We start from the raw sequence: 17105 nt of genomic DNA, 5'->3' as shown, positions 1-17105 counted from the left end.
TCTCTTTATGTTCTCATTCGGAAGTTGAGAATCAGGAGGCGGTCATGATGATCATCAGCAACGTCCTGGCGGTCGAGCCAGAGGACAGCATGGAGGCGCATGTGCGCCGCTATCTCGCATTCCGGTTTGCCGGGCATGCCGTGGTGGACCTGCGCGGCCGGGACGAAATCTGGACGGCGCGGTTGCGCTCGGCCGAGGCCGGAGACGCCGTGGTCACGATCAAGGCCGATCTGATCGAGGATGATCTGTATCTGGCGTTCGACATCCTCGACATGGCGGCGTGAGCGACCGCCTCGGTGACGCCATGAAATTGCGGGTTATCCGAGACTGGAAACGCCGCTGGAGCTTCCGGCCGGTGCGCGCCATCGGCGGATATGTGATCGAGAACACCTACGACATGCTGCGCAACGGAGTCGTCGTCGGCCGGGTGCAGCGGGAATGGGGTGGTCACTGGAGCTGGAGGATATTCACCGATCCACCAGAGTATGGAGATGCCGGCACCATGACCGAGGCCCTGCACGATGCCAGGAACGCGCTCGGGCTGCGGCAAGCCGCGGCGCCCTAGTTTTAAAAGCCGGACCCGAAGGCCCGGCTGGTTCTCACTGGCTAACATAAGCTGGCTAACTGGTCGGTTAACTATAGCGAGATACCGCCGCGCGAAAGTTGTCTCTATTGACAGTGAGGCAGGTTGTCACACCTGACGTCGGGCGTGGTGCTGGGCGGTGATACACTTCTCTGCGCAACTCATTGATTTCTTGCGGTTGGATTTTGTATCATCAGCCCGTCTTGCGGATTGAAAAATAAGGATTAGTTCGGTTCCTCACCGTCCGCCACTTCGGTATAAAACCGGGAACGCCGATTCCCGCCGTTTTCCCTCCCTTCGTAGCTACCAGCGTCCTCAACAGGACGTTTTTGCTTCCTTTGAGATAGATGGCATCGTCCGCGACCTCGACGCGCTGCGCAAAGGCCCGAACGTGTTCCCGCCGATAGCCGCCCTTATCCAGACGGAGCCGGATCCGTGCTTCGCTCGCCAATTCCCGCACGGCTGTCCCTGTGAGGCGCTGGTGAGTGGAGCTTGCGAGCATGGCTTCGATCCGCGTGGCGTCAGCCCGCGCCTGATCGCGGAGCGCCGTGAGGCCCGCGATGCGTTCGCCAAGGGAGGATTCGGCCGGGTCGAGCGAACCGGCTTCAATGGCGTCGTAGAGGCGCTTGAGGCGGTTGTCGGCCTCGGCCGCGCGGTGGTTCAACTCTGCGATATGCTGGCTGCGCCGCTCGACGCCCTCCTGACGGCGATCCAGAAGCGAGGCGAGAACGTCTTCGATCCGCTCGGGGTCGAGTAGCCTTTCCTCGATATGGCTGACCACGATGCGGTCGAGCTTGTCCATGGGGATCGCCCGGCCCTTGCAGCCGGTTTCGCCCTGCCGCGCCCGGATCGAGCAGGCATAATAGCGATAGCGGCCGTTCTTGCCGGTGCGCAGCGTCATGGCCCCGCCGCAGTTGCCACAATGGCAAATGCCGGTCAGCAGGTTCGGGCCGCTGACGACGCGCGGCGGCGTCACCTTCGGATTGTTGACCTGCAAGCGCCTCTGGACCGCCTCGAATATCTCAAGGTCGATCAGCGGCGGCACGGGGACGGTGACGATTTCCTCCTCGGGCTTCACCACTCCCTTATTGGAGCGGCGATTGAAGCGATGCTCGCCGATATAGGTGCGCCGGGTCAGGACACGGTGAAGCTGGCCGATACCCCAACGTCCGCCGTTGCGCGTGAACATGCGGTGCTTGTTCAGGTGGTTGACGATGTTCTTGACGCCCATGGGGCCGGACGTGCCATCGCCTTCCGATGCAAGGCGGAAGATCAGCCGCACGGTGTCGGCATGAAGCGGGTCGATTTCCAGCTTCTTCTTCATCTTCGCGCCGCGCTGCTCGGCATCGACGACACGGTAGCCGATGGGCGGCAACGAGCCGTTCCAGAAGCCCTGCCGCGCGTTCTCCTTCAAGGCCCGCATGACGTGCTTGCCGTTCTCCTTCGACTGGTATTCGTCGAACAGAGCCATGATCTGCCGCATCATGACGTGCATGGGGTCGTCGCCCATTTCCTGCGTGATCGAAACCAGCTTCACGCCGTTCTTGGCGAGCTTCCTGACGTTGAACTCCAGCTCGAAGTGATCGCGGAAGAACCGGCTGAATGAGTGGACCACGACAACATCGAAGGGCGCGGGCTTGGACGTGCCGGCTTCGATCATCCGTTGAAACTCGGGGCGGCGGTCATTGGTGGCCGAAGCGCCAGCTTCCACGAAAGTTTCGACAAGCTGGTAGCCGCGCGAGGCGCAATAAGCCTCGCCCTGCTTGCGCTGGTCGGGGATCGACACGTCATGCTCGGCCTGCCGCGTCGTGGAGACGCGCAGGTAGAGCGCGGCGCGCAGCGCGACATGGGGACTTTGCATATTCATAGCGCGCTTCCTTTCGCGGCCCGGCGCTCGATCAGCGGCAACTCCAGCGCCACGCGATCATGAAGAACCTTCGGCACGAGCTTCTGGCCTTCGCCGGGGTCCATGCGGACAAGGCCATAGTTCGCCATCGTCTTGAGGGTTCGGGACAAGCTCGGCTTGGTTCGCCCGGTGATCTTCGACAGTTCTTCCAGCGAGCCGGGCGACTGCTCGTCGATGACGCGCAGCAACTCGCGGTTCCCGCTGGAGAGGATTTGCGCAAAGGATTCCGTGGACGTGAACCACACCTTCGGATCGTCGGGCGCGGGCTTTTCCTCGCCCTTGGCAATCCGCATGGTGCGAGCCTTCATTTCTTCGTAGTCGGCAATCCCGACTTTCAATGTGGTCATGTTACGCCTCGCTCCTTCAACACCGCGTCCACCGCCTGCCAGAAGTCGGCCAGCAGCGTGGCCGCATCCTCGTAGGCGTAAGGCTTCACGGTCTGGAGGCGGTGCCGATGGTCCAGCGGCTCGCCGCGCCTACCCCGGCGGACCGGATGGGCATTGTCGAAGCCGACCAGTCGTTCGCCCGAAGGCCCGTGAAGCGTGAGCGAGTAATCGAGGCCGTGCGGCTTCTCCGGTGATGCCGGAACGCGGGTGACGACGAACTTCACCCAATGGCCGCCCTCGGGATCGACAACGAGCACCTGGCCGTCGAGGTCCAGAAGCGTGTCGAGGCTCGGGTCACGATCCTCGCTCATGACTTACTGTTACCATCTGATGTTAACGACTGCAAGCCCTGATTGTCGGGATCGTCGATTGGGCCGAACAGCCGGTCGAGAACATCGCCGAAATACCGCTCGAAGATTTGCAGTTCTTCCTCGGTGATCGGCACCTTCTCGGGCCAGTCGTCGAAGACCGGCAACGACTCCACATCGACGATGCGAAGCGGCGACCTGCGACGCTCCCGGCCGTCCGGCGTGGGTTCGTCGGCATAGTCGAATAGATCGTCGGGAAGTGTCTCGGGAACCGGCTGTCGTGGCCGCCCTTTGCAGGTGCGGCGGCGCTCTGCGCACATGGAATCCTCCTTGGTTCTGGTGGATTCCGGGGCGATGAAGGCCCCGGAATTAAGCGAACCATGGAGGGCAGTCGGCGGGCTGTAGCGTGCCGCATTTGCGTTGATGCGCTGGCGGCACCCCGCCGGGATGGGACTTAGCTTGCGGCGCGTCGTGCCTTGGCGAAACCGCGATCTGTGGCGATGAACCTCTCCAGCATTGGCACGATGAGCCTGACGGGATCGGCGGCGGGCTGGCCGGTTTCACGGGCCAGCACCTCGGCATAGGCGCTCAGATCGCGGTGAAGCGGCGCGGGTAGCTCCACCGTTACCTTCACGGGCTTGTCGTCGGGCAGCGGGCCGAGTTTCAGCTTGGTCATGGTCAACCTCCTGCCGGCTCGAACACAAGGTCACGGGTGACGATGATCCTGACCGGGAAGCCGGGCCGGATGGTCAGTGTGGGAGCAACCTGCAACTGGCGCTGGACGATCCGCTGGCCCGCCTGATTGACGGTATCCTGCGCCCCGTCGCGGATGGCGCGGATAAGCCGGTCCTCGTCGCTGGTGGCAAGTTCGGTGCCCATGCCAAGCAGCGTGGACAGCCCTGCGGCCTTCATCAGATCCCACCAGTGATAATCGACACCATCCTCAAGGCCGGCATAGCCGCTGGCGTCTGCGCCTGGCAGGCGCTCAAGGACGATGGAACGGCCGCCGGGCAGGATCAGGCGGTTCCACACCAGCAACACGCGGCGCTGGCCGAAGGTCACGCCGTCATCGTATTGGCCGATGATGCGCGTTCCCTGCGGGATCAGGAGCAGCGAGCCGGTCGGGCTGTCATAGACGTTCTCGGTGACTTGGGCCGTGATCTGGCCCGGAAGGTCGGAACGGATGCCGGTTATCAGCGCGGCCGGGATCACGGCCCCAGCCTGAAGGATGAAGGGCGAAGCTGGCAGGGTGACGCGATCCGGTGCGACGGTCTGGCGGTTCACGGGTCCATTGAGGAAAGCCGCGTGCCGGTCCTGCGTCGCAGGCTGTCCGCCGAGGCCGGCAAGGCCGGGCATGGCCGTTCCTGCCGGCGCTCCCGTGCGCGGGCCTGACTGAAAGAACACGTTGCTCAAGCGCGCGGCTTCTTCCTCGGCGCGGCGGCGTTCCTCTGCGGGATCGACGGCGGGCGTCGCCATGACGGGCGGCGCGACCGGCTGTCCCCTGTTCTGCGCGTCGAGGATCGGGCGGCCGAGGTCGCCCGGCAGAGCGGGACCGAGCACTGGCCCGGTATAGTCGCGCGGCAAACCGGCAAGACCGTCCGCCGTGGATCGGTTCTCGGTGGAATAGAGTTCTTCGCTGCCCTGTCCCCCATCGCGTGTCTGGAGCGCGTAGATCAGCGCGCCGCCTATGCCGAGAAGCGCGACGGCTCCGACGCCTGCCAGCATCTTGCGGGACAGGCGGGTGACACGGGGCGGTTCGGCGCGCAGCCGCATGGGCGCGGCGGTGTCGGTGATGGTGTTGTCTGTCATGAGGGGGAGCCTCCGGTCGTGCTGGCGTGCTGCGCGTCTGCCGCCTGCGTCGGGTTGATGCGGACGATCCTGACCGTCTGCTGGCGATTGCCGCTGCCAAGGCGCAGCTCGGCCGCGCCGAACAGCCGGTCCACGATCAGGACGTTCTGGTGGATGCGGGAATTGACGATCTGCGGTTCGCCGTTCGCGTCGAGAACGAAGATCGGCGGCATCTCGCCCTGCACGATCCCGGCCGGGAAGACGACATAGACGCGGCGGCCATCGTCGAAGACGGAGATGGGCCGCCACGGCGGGCTGTCTCCGGTCAGGCCGTAGCGATAGTTCCGCGCCGCCTCGGCCGGGATGATCGGGGCTGCCGGAACGGTTCGGCGCTGGCCGGGCGTCGCGGGGTAGGCCCAGGCGACGGCGGGCATGTAGAGCGATTCCCGTGCGCGCAGCTCGATCATGTAGGTGCGCCGGTCGGTAGTCACGACAAGGTTTGTGGCGATGTCCGGGCGCGTCGGCTTCACGAGGATATGGACGCGGCGATTTGCTCCTGAACCGGATTCCGTGTCGCCGATGATCCAGCGGGCGGTGTCGCCCGCCGCAATCGGCCCCGCGCCGGTTAGGCTCTCGCCTGGTTCCAGGGCGATGCTGGTGATCTGCCCGACCGCAGCATAGACCTGATAGAGCGCGCCTTCGCTCCACGGGAAAATCTGGATGGCGTTGTAATAGCCTTCCCGGCGCGGCTCGACGCGGGCGGCGGCATTGGCGTTCTCGACGCGGCCGGTTGCCGTTCCCGCTGCCTCGCCACCACGCGCCACGGTCCAGGCCGGTGGCGTATGCAGAGGCCGGGGCGTGTCGTCGGTCGCGGCGGCCTGCACGGTCGGCAGCGGCGGAACGCTGGCGTCATAGCTAAATTGCGGCGTCCGGTTGGTGGCGCAGCCCGCCAGCATGGTCGCCGACAGGAGCAATGCGGAGACGGTCGATTTGCTGATGGCGCGAATCATTGGCCCATCTCCCTCGACCAGTTGATTGCATTGACGTAGATGCCGAGCGGATTGGCGCGCAGACGCTCGGCGTCGCGCGGTGGCTGGACGGCGATGGTTAGGATGGCCGTCCATCGCTCGGTCGTGGCAAGCTGGCCGTTCTCGAAATGCCTTTCCGTCCAGGCCACGCGGAAGCTGTCGGGGGACGCCCTGATGACGCTGGAAACCTCGACGGCGACTTGGCTCCGGCCGACCTTGGCGAAGGGGTCATTGGCGCGGGCGTAGTCGTTGAGCGCCGCCGCGCCCCGGTCGGTCGTCCATTCATAGGCCCGAAGCCAGTTCTGGCGAACGATGATCGGGTCTGCCGGGATCGCGCGGACCTGCTCGATGAAGCGGCCGAGATGCCATGCGATTTGTGGGTCAGTCGGCCGATAGTCGGCCGTAGCGGGTGCCACGGTCTGCGCCTGACCAAGATTGTCCACCTGAACAATCCAGGGAACCACGGTCCCGCGCGCTGATTGCCAGACAAGGGCGGATGCGAAACCGGCCGACAGGATCAGCGAGCCGAAGGCCATATAGCGCCAGTTGCGCGCCTGGAGACGGGCCGAGCCAATGCGCTCGTCCCAGACCTGCGCGGCCTTCTGATAGGGCGTCTCGGGTTCCGGCGTCTTGCCGTAATGGGTCGATGGTCGTTTGAAGATGCTCATGAGCGGTCACTTTCGGAAAGGTTGATGGAAGAACCGCCGCCGTGGCCATCGCCGGAGCGGACAGCGTGTGCGGCCATGGTCGTGCCGTGGTTCATGGCCTGCGAGCGCCGCATCCGCTGCGCCCAGGCCGGCGGGCTGCCGGCCGTGTCGGATGCTGCGGCGGCTGTGTCGGCGCTTGAGCCGCCGACCGTTCCCATGGTGGAGCCGCCACCCGTAGCGCCGAATCCCGCCTTCGCCCCTGCGGAGAAGCTGGATTTGACGGACTCGGAAGCGCGCGCAGCAGCACGTTTAAGGGGCGAGATAGCTGCCGATCCTGCGGCGCGCGCAACGCCGCCCAGGCCGGAAGCGACGCCGGCCGCGCCGGACTGGCCGAGCGCACCGACGCTATAGGCGGCGGTCGCCGCGCCCGCGGTAGCCGCACCGCCGCGAACGGCCGCGGCCCCGCCGGACAGGGCAGCAGCTCCGCCCTTGGCGGCGAGCATGGCCCCGCCGCCTGCGGCGACGGCTGCGCCCGCGACCGCAAGGCCGGTTCCCACGGCCGCGCCTGCGCCGAGCTGCGGCCCGCCGCTTACTATGCCATTGGCGATGCCCGGCCCGAAGATGCCGAGGCCGAGCAGCGACAAGGCTGCCAGCACGATTGCCATGGCGTCGTCGATGGTCGGGGTCGCCCCGCCGAACCCGGCGGTGAACTGCGAAAACAAGGTGCTGCCGATGCCGATGATGACGGCGAGAACGAGAACCTTGATGCCGGACGACACCACGTTCCCAAGCACCTTTTCGGCCATGAAGGCGCTTTTGCCCCAAAGCCCGAAGGGGATGAGAACGAAGCCGGCGAGCGTCACCAATTTGAACTCGATCAGGGTGACGAATAGCTGGATCGCCAGAATGAAAAACGCCAGCACCACCAGCGCCCACGCAAACAGCAGGCAAGCGATCTGGATGAAGTTCTCGAAGAAGGCGATCCAGCCCATCAAATCGCTGATCGACTCCAGAAGCGGACGCCCCGCGTCGAGCCCGGTCTGTGCGACGCGGCCGGGTCGCATCAAATCGGTGACGGAAAAGCTGGTGCCGGACGCCATGAGGCCGAGGCCGGCGAAGCTCTCGAACACGATCCGGGCGAGGTTGTTCCAGTTGCCGATGATGTAGGCGAAGACGCCGACGAACAGGGTCTTTTTCACCAGCCGGGCGATGATGTCTTCATCCGCGCCCCAGGCCCAAAACAGCGCGGCAAGCGTCACGTCGATGACGATCAGCGTTGTCGCTACGAAGGCGACTTCGCCCGACAACAGGCCGAATCCGCTGTCGATGTAGGACGTGAACACGCCGAGGAAATTGTCGATGACGCCGGTGTTTCCCATGGTCAGCGCCCTTCGCTGGCTTGCGGCGTGGCGGGCGTGGACGGGCGGCCGAGGAATCGGTCACGGGATTGCGCCCACGCGGCGAGGCAGTCGGCGTCACTTGCCGCCGCGTCGCCGAGCTGCTGGCAGCGGCGCAGGGTTTCGCGCAGCGGATCGGCCGGGGGTTGGAAGGCCGGCGCAGGGGGCGGCGCGGAAGGTTCATCCTTCCGCGCCATGTCGATTGCGGTCGCCGTGACGGCGATGGCGACGAACACCACGGCCCCGAGCCGGGCCAGCATCTTGCCGTCCATGGCGAGCCTCCCGGTCAGTTGCCGTTGTTGAACATCTGCGCGTTGCCCGGCTGATAACCGCTGCCCGGCGTGAGGAAGCGGCGGCGCTGCTCGCGGCCCTGTTCGGCGGCGGCGGCGCGTTCCGCCTCGGTCAGCGCGTCGGCGCGGCCGTTTGCCGAGATGACCGCGATCAGGTCGGAAAGCTGCTGCGACTGGAGGGCAAGGAGCTGGTTGCCCGCCTGCGTCGCTTGCAGCGCCCCGGTCGCGCCCTGGCTCTGACCGACCAGCGCGGCCATCTCGGCGCGGTTGCTGTCGATATTGCCGACCGCACCCGCCTGAACGCGCATCGCGTCCTGCAAGCCGCCGACCGTGTTCCCCCATCGGCTGCGCGCGTCGGCGACAAGTTGGGCATCGGTCGTCGAAAGCGAGACGTTGCCATATTGCCGCTGGAACGCTTGGTCGATCTGCCCGACCTCGAAGGCGATGTTCTGCGCCTGTCCCAAAAGCTGCTGTGTGCGGCTCACATTCTGCTGGAGCTGCTGGAGCGAGCTATATGGCAGGCTCGCCAGATTTCGAGCCTGGTTGATAAGCATCTGCGCTTCGTTCTGGAGGCTGGTGATCTGGTTGTTGATCTGTTCCAGCGTCCGCGCGGCGGTGAGCAGGTTTTGCGCATAGTTGCTCGGGTCATAGACGACCCATTGCGCATAGGCCGGGGTCGCCAGCATGGGCGAAAGCGCGACCGGCACGGCGAGCGCCAGCGCGAGGGCCGAGGCTCCGACGATCTTGGGATAGGTCATGGAAGAATCTCCTGTGTGGGGTGGCTATCGAGCCGGGCCGGCACGGCGGATTCCGTCCGGTCGGCGAGATTGGTGAGGTTCGGGATCAGGTCGGCCGCCCAATCGACGCCGCGCTCGCGCAGCCATGCGGCGAGGAAGCCGTCGCGGCCGTGTTCGGCGACGATCTGCGCAATGAGTGTCTGGTCGGATTTGGCGGATGCGGCGCAGAGCGCGAGGCCGACTTGCGACAGGCCAAGCTCGAACAGCCGATTGCCCCTGCGGCTTTGGCAGTAATAATCCCGCTTGGGCGTGGCCCTTGCGAGGATTTCGATCTGCCGGTCATTCAATCCGAACCGCCTATAGATCGCGGTAATCTGCGGCTCGATGGCGCGCTCGTTCGGCAGCAAGAGCCGTGTCGGGCAGCTCTCGATAATGGCCGGCGCGATGTTGCTGCCGTCGATGTCGGACAGGCTTTGCGTGGCGAAGACGACCGAGGCGTTCTTTTTTCTCAACGTCTTGAGCCATTCGCGGAGCTGGCTGGCGAACGCCTCGTCGTCCAGCGCAAGCCAGCCTTCATCTATGATGAGCAGCGTGGGCCGCCCGTCGAGCCGGTCGCCGATACGATGAAAGAGATAGGCCAGAACCGCCGGGGCCGCGCCGGTTCCAACAAGCCCCTCGATCTCGAAGGCTTGCACGTCCGCCGCGCCAAGGTGTTCCGCTTCGGCATCGAGCAGCCGCCCATAGGCCCCGCCGACGCAATACGGCCGAAGGGCTTGTTTGAGGTCATTGCTTTGCAGCAGGACCGCGAGGCCGGTGATGGTGCGTTCCTCGACCGGCGCAGACGCTAACGAGGTCAGCGCCGTCCAGATATGCTCCTTCACCTCCGGCGTGATCGTTATGCCTTCGCGCATGAGGATCGCCACAATCCAGTCCGCCGCCCAGGCGCGTTCATAGGTGTCATGGATGCGGGCAAGCGGCTGGAGCGAGACGGAAGATTCGGCCCCATCGGTCAAGCCGCCGCCGAGGTCGTGCCAGTCCCCGGACATAGCGAGCGCAGCGGCGCGGATGCTGCCGCCGAAGTCGAACGCGAACACCTGGCTTCTGGCGTAGCGGCGAAACTGGAGCGCCATGAGGGCGAGCAGCACGCTCTTGCCCGCGCCCGTGGGGCCGACGACAAGGGTGTGGCCTACATCGCCGACATGGAGACTTAGCCGGAACGGGGTGGAGCCTTCGGTCCTGGCGTATAGCAATGGAGCGTCGCCGACATGCTCGTCCCGTTCCGGCCCCGCCCAAACGGCGCTCAACGGCACCATATGGGCGAGATTCAATGTGCTGATGGGCGGCTGCCGCACGTTGGCGTAGGCGTGGCCCGGCAGGCTGCCGAGCCACGCATCAACCGCGTTGACGCTCTCGGCCATGACGGTGAAGTCGCGGCCCTGAACGATCTTCTCGACCAGCCGCAACTTCTCGTCGGCAAGGCGGGGATCGTCGTCCCATACCGTCACCGTGGCGGTGACATAGGCCATGCCCGCCACGTCCGCCCCGAGTTCCTGCAAGGCCATGTCGGCGTCGAGCGCCTTGTTGGCGGCGTCGGTGTCCACCAGGGCGGACGCCTCGTTCGTCATGACCTCTTTCAAGATCGCCGCCACGCTCTTGCGCTTGGCGAACCATTGCCGCCTGATCCTGGTGAGCAGCCGCGTGGCGTCGGTTTTGTCGAGCAGGATGGCGCGGGTGTTCCACCTGTAGGGGAAGGCCAGCCGGTTCATCTCGTCGAGCAGGCCGGGCGTCGTTGCAGTCGGGAATCCCACGATGGTCAGGACGCGCAGATGCGCCTTGCCAAGCCGAGGCTCCAGCCCGCCGGTCAGCGGCTGGTCGGCCAACAGCGCGTCCAGATACATCGGCACTTCCGGGACTCGGACGCGATGCCGGTTCGTGGAAACCGTCGAATGGAGATAGGTGAGTGTGCCGGCGTCATCGAGCCATCGGCACTCCGGCATGAAGCCGTCGAGCAGCGCCAGAACGCGGTCGGTGCGGTCCACGAAGCCGCGCAGCAATTCGTGCGGGTTTACCCCGGATTGCTCGCGGCCTTCGTAGAGCCAGCTTTCCGCTCGCGCGGCTTCCTCGGCCGGGGGTAGCCAGAGAAAGGTGAGGAAATAACCCGAGACGAAATGCGCGCCGGCTTCCTCGAAACCGGCTTTCCGCTCTGCATCGACTAGCGCCGACGCAGGATCGGGAAACATGCTGTCGGGATAGGTAGCGGCTTCGCTGCGCTGCGCCTCGACGAAGATGCTCCACCCCGATCCGAGACGGCGCACGGCATTGTTGATGCGGCCTGCTACGGCGACCAGCTCGGCGGCGACGGCGGAATCCAGATCGGGACCGCGAAACTTCGCGGTGCGCTGGAATGAGCCGTCCTTGTTCAAGACGACACCCGAGCCGACCAATGCCGCCCATGGCAGATAGTCGGCGAGCCGGGACGCGGTGCGGCGGTATTCTACAAGATTCATCATGGCAGCGCCCTCACACCGCCAGAAAAGCCGGGATGCGCAGATGCCTGCGCCCGACTTCGACGAATTGGGGATCGCGCTTCGCCGCCCACACGGCCACGAAATGCCCGATGGCCCATAGGGCGAGGCCAACCAGCCAGAGGCGCAGGCCGAGGCCCACGGCCCCGGCAAGCGTCCCGTTCATGATAGCGATGGAGCGCGGTGCGCCGCCGAGCAAAATATGCTCGGTCAACGCCCGGTGGACCGGAACGGAAAATCCCGGCACGGCTTCCAGTTGCTCGAACGCGGCGGCCATCAAACGAGCGCCCCGCCGCCGAACGAGAAGAAGGACAAAAAGAAGCTCGACGCCGCGAAGGCAATCGACAAGCCGAACACGATCTGGATCAGCTTGCGGAAACCGCCGCCTGTATCGCCAAAGGCCAGCGTCAGGCCGGTGGCGATAATGATGATGACGGCGATGATCTTGGCGACCGGCCCCTCGATGGACTGGAGGATGCTTTGAAGGGGGGCTTCCCATGGCATCGACGAACCGGACGCATGGGCGGCCGGTGCGAGCATAAGGCTGATGACAAGGGTGGATGCGGCGGTCGCGGGGAAGCGATAGCCGCGCGAAATCGTGCGGATCATGAAGATTCTCCTGTGCTGGTGGGGATTGCTTGGGTGATGCGGTAATCGCCGTCCGGCCCCAGCCCTTCGACGCGGGCGAGTTCGGCCAGCCGGCGCGCGGAACCGCGCCCGGCGAGGACGGCAACAAGGTCGATGGTTTCCGCGATCAGGGCGCGGGGAACGGTGACGACAGCCTCTTGAATGAGCTGTTCAAGGCGGCGCAGCGCGCCGATGCCGGAACCGGCATGGATGGTGCCGATGCCGCCGGGGTGTCCCGTCCCCCAGGCTTTGAGCAGGTCCAGGGCTTCGGGGCCGCGCACCTCGCCGATGGGGATGCGGTCGGGGCGCAGGCGCAGCGAGGACCGCACAAGGTCCGACAGGCTGGCGACGCCATCCTTCGTTCGCATCGCCACAAGGTTCGGCGCGGCGCATTGCAGCTCGCGCGTGTCCTCGATGATGACGACGCGATCCGCGCCCTTCGCCACCTCGGCGAGCAGCGCATTGGTCAGCGTGGTCTTGCCGGTGGACGTGCCGCCCGCCACCAGAATGTTAGCGCGGGACTGGACAGCGGCGCGCAGCGTATCCGCCTGATCGGCGGTCATGATGTCGGCCGCCACATAGTCGTCGAGCGTGAACACGGCGACGGCGGGCTTGCGGATGGCGAAGGCTGGCGCGGCGACCACGGGCGGAAGCAGCCCCTCGAACCGCTCGCCGGTTTCGGGAAGCTCGGCCGAGACGCGCGGGCTGCGGGCGTGAACCTCCGCGCCGACATGATGGGCGACCAGGCGCACGATGCGTTCGCCATCGGCGGCGGACAGGCGTTCGCCCGTGTCGGCCAGCCCTTCGGAAAGCCGGTCCACCCAAAGGCGGCCATCGGGATTCAGCATCACCTCGACCACGGCCGGGTCTTCGAGCAGACGCGCGATTGCCGGCCCGAGCGCGGTGCGCAACATGCGCGCACCGCGCTGGATCGCTTCTGGTCTGTGGTGGTTGGCAGTCATGTCGGCCCCGGCTTTCGGCAGGGACGCGACAGGCAATCCCCGGATCGGGGTCGATTAAGAGAGGCCGAAATCCGGCCGCTTCAACAAGTATCTAAGTGTAGGCGGGCATCGGCGGCGAACGGCGGCAAATAGGATGGACTTGAATACTCAAGCCGGATCGCCGTTAGCCTCCGGCTCATCTGTTGACTGGCTTTCGCGGGGTGAGTCGATGTCGCGCGACAGCTCCTTGAGAAACCTGTCTCCGGTGGCGAGGCGCTTGCCGAGGGTCTGCATGAAGCCCTCGAACCGTTCCGCGCCCTTTGCACGGGCGGCGGATTGCGCGCTCCCCGAAAGCGGTGGCGTGAAGGTCAGCCAGAACAGGATGAACAGCGAAACCGTCTCGCCGAGGGCGGCAAGGTCCAGGTCCAGCGCGTCAATCTGGCGGCCGAGCTTGTCCAGGCGGCGCGACATGGCTGCTTCGAGCTGGTCGGCGGCATCGCCGGACAGGTAGGACATGACCGCCGCCTCCACGATGGCGGATTTCGACACCTTCCGGCGCAGCGCCAGCGTCTCGATCTGCGGCATGAGCGCGGGGTCGAAATAGAGATTCAGGCGGGTTCGCGTGGTCATGGGCGTGTCCTCAAAGCTCGATTCCATCATCGGGGTTCATGGCGACCTGCCGCGCGACCATCCTCATGCGCTGGCGCATGGCGCGGGCCTTGGCAGCGTCCACGTCCGGTTCGTCGTCCAGAATGTCGAACTCCTGCGCGGGCGACGGCGGCGGCGCGACGATTTCCTCATGCTCGGGCAATTCCGGCTCGCGGCGGATGCCGGCATTGGCCGGGTCGCCTTCGACCCTGCCGGCGGCGTCCGTCACGGGATGGCCTGCCGCCGCGACCACGCGGCTCGACCAATCGTCGGATGAAGGCTTCGTGGCGGGACCGGCCGCCGGATCGGGCGGGGTCAGGATGCGTTCCATGAACCGCGCATCCTCGAAATAGCGCGCCTTGGCAGCGCGGATCGGCGGCGTTCCGGCGACCATGACGATTTCCTCGGATGGCGGAAGCTGCATCACCTCGCCCGGCGTGAGCAGCGGCCGCGCTGTCTCCTGCCGCGACACCATCAAATGTCCGAGCCACGGGGCCAGTCTATGCCCGGCATAGTTGGTGGAATCGCGCATCTCGGTCGCTGTGCCGAGGGCTTCGCTGATCCTCTTGGCCGTCCGTTCGTCGTTCGTGGCGAAGGCGACGCGGACATGGCAGTTGTCGAGGATCGCGTTGTTCGGCCCATAGGCGCGCTCAATCTGGTTGAGCGATTGGGCGATCAGAAACGACTTCATCCCGTAGCCGGCCATGAACGCCAAGGCCGATTCAAAAAAATCCAGCCTGCCGAGCGCCGGAAATTCGTCCAGCATCAACAGCAGGCGATGGCGCCTGCCGGACGTGTTCAAATCCTCGGTCAACCGCCTGCCGATCTGGTTGAGGATCAGGCGGATAAGCGGCTTCGTCCGGTTGATGTCGGACGGCGGCACGACAAGATAGAGGCTGACAGGCTGGCGGCTGCCGACCAGATCGGCAATGCGCCAGTCGCAGCGGGCCGTGACACGCGCCACCACGGGGTCGCGGTATAGCCCCAAATAGGACATGGCGGTGCTAAGAACGCCTGACCGTTCGTTCTCTGACTTGTTGAGCAGTTCCCGCGCCGACGACGCAATGACGGGATGAACGCCCGCTTCGCCAAGGTGCGGCGTGTCCATCATGGCGCGCAAGGTCGCCTCGACGGGACGGCGGGGATCGGACAGGAAATTGGCAACCCCCGCCAGCGTCTTGTCGGACTCCGCATAGAGAACATGCAGGATCGCGCCGACAAGCAGGCTATGGCTGGTCTTTTCCCAATGGTTGCGCTTGTCGAGCGAGCCTTCGGGATCGACCAGAATATCGGCGATGTTCTGAACGTCCCTCACTTCCCATTCCCCTTGCCGGACTTCGAGCAACGGGTTGTAGGCGGACGATCTGGCGTTGGTCGGATCGAACAGGAGGACGCGGCCATGTTTCGCCCGGAAGCCCGCTGTCAGGGTCCAGTTCTCCCCTTTGATGTCGTGAACGATGGCCGAGCCGGGCCAAGTCAACAGGGTCGGCACCACAAGCCCCACGCCTTTGCCGCTGCGGGTCGGGGCGAAGCAAAGGACATGCTCGGGGCCATCATGGCGCAGATAGTCCTGGGGATGCCTGCCAAGCACGACGCCATCGGGGCCGAGCAGACCGGCGGCACGGATTTCTCTGTCCTCGGCCCATCGCGCCGAACCGTAGGTGGCGACGTTGCGCGCTTCCCGTGCCCGGATGATCGACATGAGGATGGCGGCGGCGATGGCGAGGAACCCGCCCGACACGGCGATGATGCCGCCCTCGACGAAGATTGCGGGCGCATAGGCGTCGAAGGAAAACCACCACCAGAAGAAGGCCGGCGGATAATAGACCGGCAGGCCCGCCACCTCGAACCATGGCGCTCCAAGCTGAGACTGGAAGCCAAGGCGGAACGCGGTCCATTGCGTCGCCGCCCAGGTCATCACCAGAATGATGGTGAAAACCACCCCGATCTGGCCCCATAAGATTCGGCCTCCGCGCATCTAGGCTCCAGTCTGCAAAAGGGACGGAGCCGATCAGAGAGTAGGCAAAAACCGGGCAGGCAATAGGAACGAGGATGCGGGAGGGCTGCCGGATACTGACGGCGGCAAATAGGACGGTCGTGGCTGCGCCGCCGCCTGCGCTGGCATCTATGCCGACTGGCCGGACCGAATCGCGGGGGAAATCAGTCTGCTCGGACCCGTCGCCCCATGTCGTTTGCGAGGGTCAGCAAGTTGCGGAGCGCCGCGCTGCGGTTGAACGGCGACCAAACGGCAGAGAAAGGAACCGGCTCCGGCTCGTCCGCGAATGGGAGGAAAATTACGCCGGACGTGGGCAATAGCGACGTGGCTGCGCCGACGATAGTAACGCCGAAGCCTTGTCCGACCATGGATAGCAACGTGCCCCGTTCAACGTCGAAACGCAGGATCGAGGACGCGGGCCAACGCCCGGCAAGGCGCAGCACGATATGGTCATACACCTGTGGGCCGGTGCCACCGTTCCGGGCAAGGAACGTCTCCCCTGCAAGATCGGCCCACGTCAAGGTCGTTTGGCCGGCAAGCTGATGGCACTCCGGCAGCGCCGCGACCAGTGGTTCAACCCATATGCATCGGGAATGGCAGTCAGGCGGTTCGGGTGTCCCGGCAACAAACACGATGTCCAGCCGGTCGGCGCGAAGCTGCATGACGGCATCGCGGGCCGTGCCTTCGGTAATGTCTATGTCGATGCCGGGATAGTCTTCCCGGTATCTGGCAAGCAATTCTGCGAGGAAGCTGCGCGGGATCAGGGCATGGATGCCGATGCGTAGGCGTCCACATTCCCCGGACGCAGCCATGCTGGCGGTCTTCACCGCGTGATCGAGTTGATCGACGCCAGCAGTTACCCGCTCCATGAAGTGCCTGCCTGCGTCTGTCAGCCTAACACCGCGCGCATGACGCTCGAATAGCAGAACCCCAAGGTTTTCTTCCAACGCTTTCACGCGCGCACTCACGCTTGACTGGCTGACGCCGAGCGCCTTGGCTGCATGTCGGAAGTTCAGAAATTCGGCGACAGAAATAAATTGGACAAGGGAAATGAGCGGTATCCTGCCGGACAGGATACCGCCATTCACAAGGTTTCGATGATTAGTGCGCCGCATCGGAGCGGGCCTGCTTCCAGTCGTCGGCTAGACGACTGGCGACTTCTCGGTGACACCATCACGGGATCGAAGGAGCGCCAGCCCCAACGACACCAGCACTGCCATTGCCGTGGCGTAACAAATCACGGGCCACGCTGTATCGCCGTTTAACAGCGTCACCGCCAATGTCCCGACGATACTGAC

At 65.1% G+C, this 17105-nt stretch carries 20 protein-coding genes; 2 read left to right on the top strand and 18 right to left on the bottom strand.

Annotation, left to right across the window (positions count from 1 at the left end; translation table 11 throughout):
- Nucleotides 1–44 precede the first annotated feature (44 nt).
- Entirely contained in the window at nt 45–284 is a 240-nt protein-coding gene (locus QPR87_RS18755) for a hypothetical protein (RefSeq protein WP_285050787.1), read from the top strand.
- Between the two features lie 20 nt (nt 285–304).
- A complete protein-coding gene (locus QPR87_RS18750) occupies nt 305–565 on the top strand; it encodes a hypothetical protein (protein WP_285050786.1) in 261 nt (86 codons plus the stop codon).
- Nucleotides 566–776: 211 nt separating this feature from the next.
- On the opposite strand, the gene QPR87_RS18745 is transcribed toward QPR87_RS18750, so the two are convergent.
- The 18 genes from QPR87_RS18745 to QPR87_RS18660 form a co-directional block, all read right to left on the bottom strand.
- Entirely contained in the window at nt 777–2450 is a 1674-nt protein-coding gene (locus tag QPR87_RS18745) for a recombinase family protein (protein WP_285050785.1), read from the bottom strand.
- Nucleotides 2447–2836 carry an HVO_A0114 family putative DNA-binding protein gene (locus QPR87_RS18740; protein ID WP_285050784.1) on the bottom strand — a complete coding sequence of 130 codons (390 nt, stop codon included), beginning with the start codon at nt 2834–2836 and terminating at the stop codon, nt 2447–2449. The genes QPR87_RS18745 and QPR87_RS18740 overlap by 4 nt, the downstream gene beginning before the upstream one ends.
- On the bottom strand, nt 2833–3186 hold the full coding sequence (locus QPR87_RS18735; RefSeq protein WP_285050783.1) for a toxin-antitoxin system TumE family protein: 354 nt from the start codon (nt 3184–3186) through the stop codon (nt 2833–2835). The genes QPR87_RS18740 and QPR87_RS18735 overlap by 4 nt, the downstream gene beginning before the upstream one ends.
- Nucleotides 3183–3503 (bottom strand): hypothetical protein, encoded by a 321-nt coding sequence (locus QPR87_RS18730; protein WP_285050782.1) that lies wholly within the window; start codon nt 3501–3503, stop codon nt 3183–3185. The genes QPR87_RS18735 and QPR87_RS18730 overlap by 4 nt, the downstream gene beginning before the upstream one ends.
- Before the next feature lie 134 nt (nt 3504–3637).
- On the bottom strand, nt 3638–3859 hold the full coding sequence (locus tag QPR87_RS18725) for a DUF2274 domain-containing protein (RefSeq protein ID WP_285050781.1): 222 nt from the start codon (nt 3857–3859) through the stop codon (nt 3638–3640).
- A 2-nt stretch (nt 3860–3861) separates the two neighbouring features.
- Nucleotides 3862–4992 carry a TraB/TrbI/VirB10 family type IV secretion system protein gene (locus QPR87_RS18720; RefSeq protein ID WP_285050780.1) on the bottom strand — a complete coding sequence of 377 codons (1131 nt, stop codon included), beginning with the start codon at nt 4990–4992 and terminating at the stop codon, nt 3862–3864.
- On the bottom strand, nt 4989–5981 hold the full coding sequence (gene trbG / locus QPR87_RS18715; protein ID WP_285050779.1) for a P-type conjugative transfer protein TrbG: 993 nt from the start codon (nt 5979–5981) through the stop codon (nt 4989–4991). The genes QPR87_RS18720 and trbG overlap by 4 nt, the downstream gene beginning before the upstream one ends.
- Nucleotides 5978–6667: a conjugal transfer protein TrbF gene (gene trbF, locus QPR87_RS18710; protein ID WP_285050778.1), complete on the bottom strand. Its 690-nt coding sequence runs from the start codon at nt 6665–6667 to the stop codon at nt 5978–5980. The genes trbG and trbF overlap by 4 nt, the downstream gene beginning before the upstream one ends.
- Nucleotides 6664–8025 (bottom strand): P-type conjugative transfer protein TrbL, encoded by a 1362-nt coding sequence (gene trbL, locus QPR87_RS18705; RefSeq protein WP_285050777.1) that lies wholly within the window; start codon nt 8023–8025, stop codon nt 6664–6666. Before trbL ends, trbF begins: the two co-directional genes overlap by 4 nt.
- Nucleotides 8026–8027: 2 nt before the next feature.
- A complete protein-coding gene (trbK-alt, locus tag QPR87_RS18700) occupies nt 8028–8315 on the bottom strand; it encodes a putative entry exclusion protein TrbK-alt (protein ID WP_285050776.1) in 288 nt (95 codons plus the stop codon).
- Between the two features lie 14 nt (nt 8316–8329).
- Nucleotides 8330–9091: a P-type conjugative transfer protein TrbJ gene (gene trbJ / locus QPR87_RS18695; protein WP_285050775.1), complete on the bottom strand. Its 762-nt coding sequence runs from the start codon at nt 9089–9091 to the stop codon at nt 8330–8332.
- Nucleotides 9088–11580, bottom strand: a complete 2493-nt coding sequence (trbE, locus tag QPR87_RS18690) for a conjugal transfer protein TrbE (protein WP_285050773.1) — start codon at nt 11578–11580, stop codon at nt 9088–9090. Before trbE ends, trbJ begins: the two co-directional genes overlap by 4 nt.
- A 10-nt stretch (nt 11581–11590) precedes the next feature.
- A complete protein-coding gene (locus tag QPR87_RS18685; RefSeq protein ID WP_285050772.1) occupies nt 11591–11872 on the bottom strand; it encodes a VirB3 family type IV secretion system protein in 282 nt (93 codons plus the stop codon).
- A complete protein-coding gene (locus QPR87_RS18680) occupies nt 11872–12204 on the bottom strand; it encodes a TrbC/VirB2 family type IV secretion system protein (protein ID WP_285050771.1) in 333 nt (110 codons plus the stop codon). The genes QPR87_RS18685 and QPR87_RS18680 overlap by 1 nt, the downstream gene beginning before the upstream one ends.
- Nucleotides 12201–13136, bottom strand: a complete 936-nt coding sequence (gene trbB / locus QPR87_RS18675; protein ID WP_502921624.1) for a P-type conjugative transfer ATPase TrbB — start codon at nt 13134–13136, stop codon at nt 12201–12203. Before trbB ends, QPR87_RS18680 begins: the two co-directional genes overlap by 4 nt.
- Nucleotides 13137–13331: 195 nt before the next feature.
- Nucleotides 13332–13793: a ribbon-helix-helix domain-containing protein gene (locus tag QPR87_RS18670; protein ID WP_285050769.1), complete on the bottom strand. Its 462-nt coding sequence runs from the start codon at nt 13791–13793 to the stop codon at nt 13332–13334.
- A 10-nt stretch (nt 13794–13803) separates the two neighbouring features.
- Nucleotides 13804–15789 (bottom strand): conjugal transfer protein TraG, encoded by a 1986-nt coding sequence (locus tag QPR87_RS18665; RefSeq protein ID WP_285050768.1) that lies wholly within the window; start codon nt 15787–15789, stop codon nt 13804–13806.
- Nucleotides 15790–15971: 182 nt separating this feature from the next.
- Nucleotides 15972–16922: a LysR family transcriptional regulator gene (locus QPR87_RS18660; RefSeq protein ID WP_285050766.1), complete on the bottom strand. Its 951-nt coding sequence runs from the start codon at nt 16920–16922 to the stop codon at nt 15972–15974.
- Between the last annotated feature and the right edge of the window lie 183 nt (nt 16923–17105).

Origin of the sequence: Paracoccus sp. SSJ (assembly GCF_030234105.1) — a bacterium.
Classification (GTDB): domain Bacteria; phylum Pseudomonadota; class Alphaproteobacteria; order Rhodobacterales; family Rhodobacteraceae; genus Paracoccus; species Paracoccus denitrificans.
This window is presented reverse-complemented; position numbering and strand designations above follow the sequence as displayed.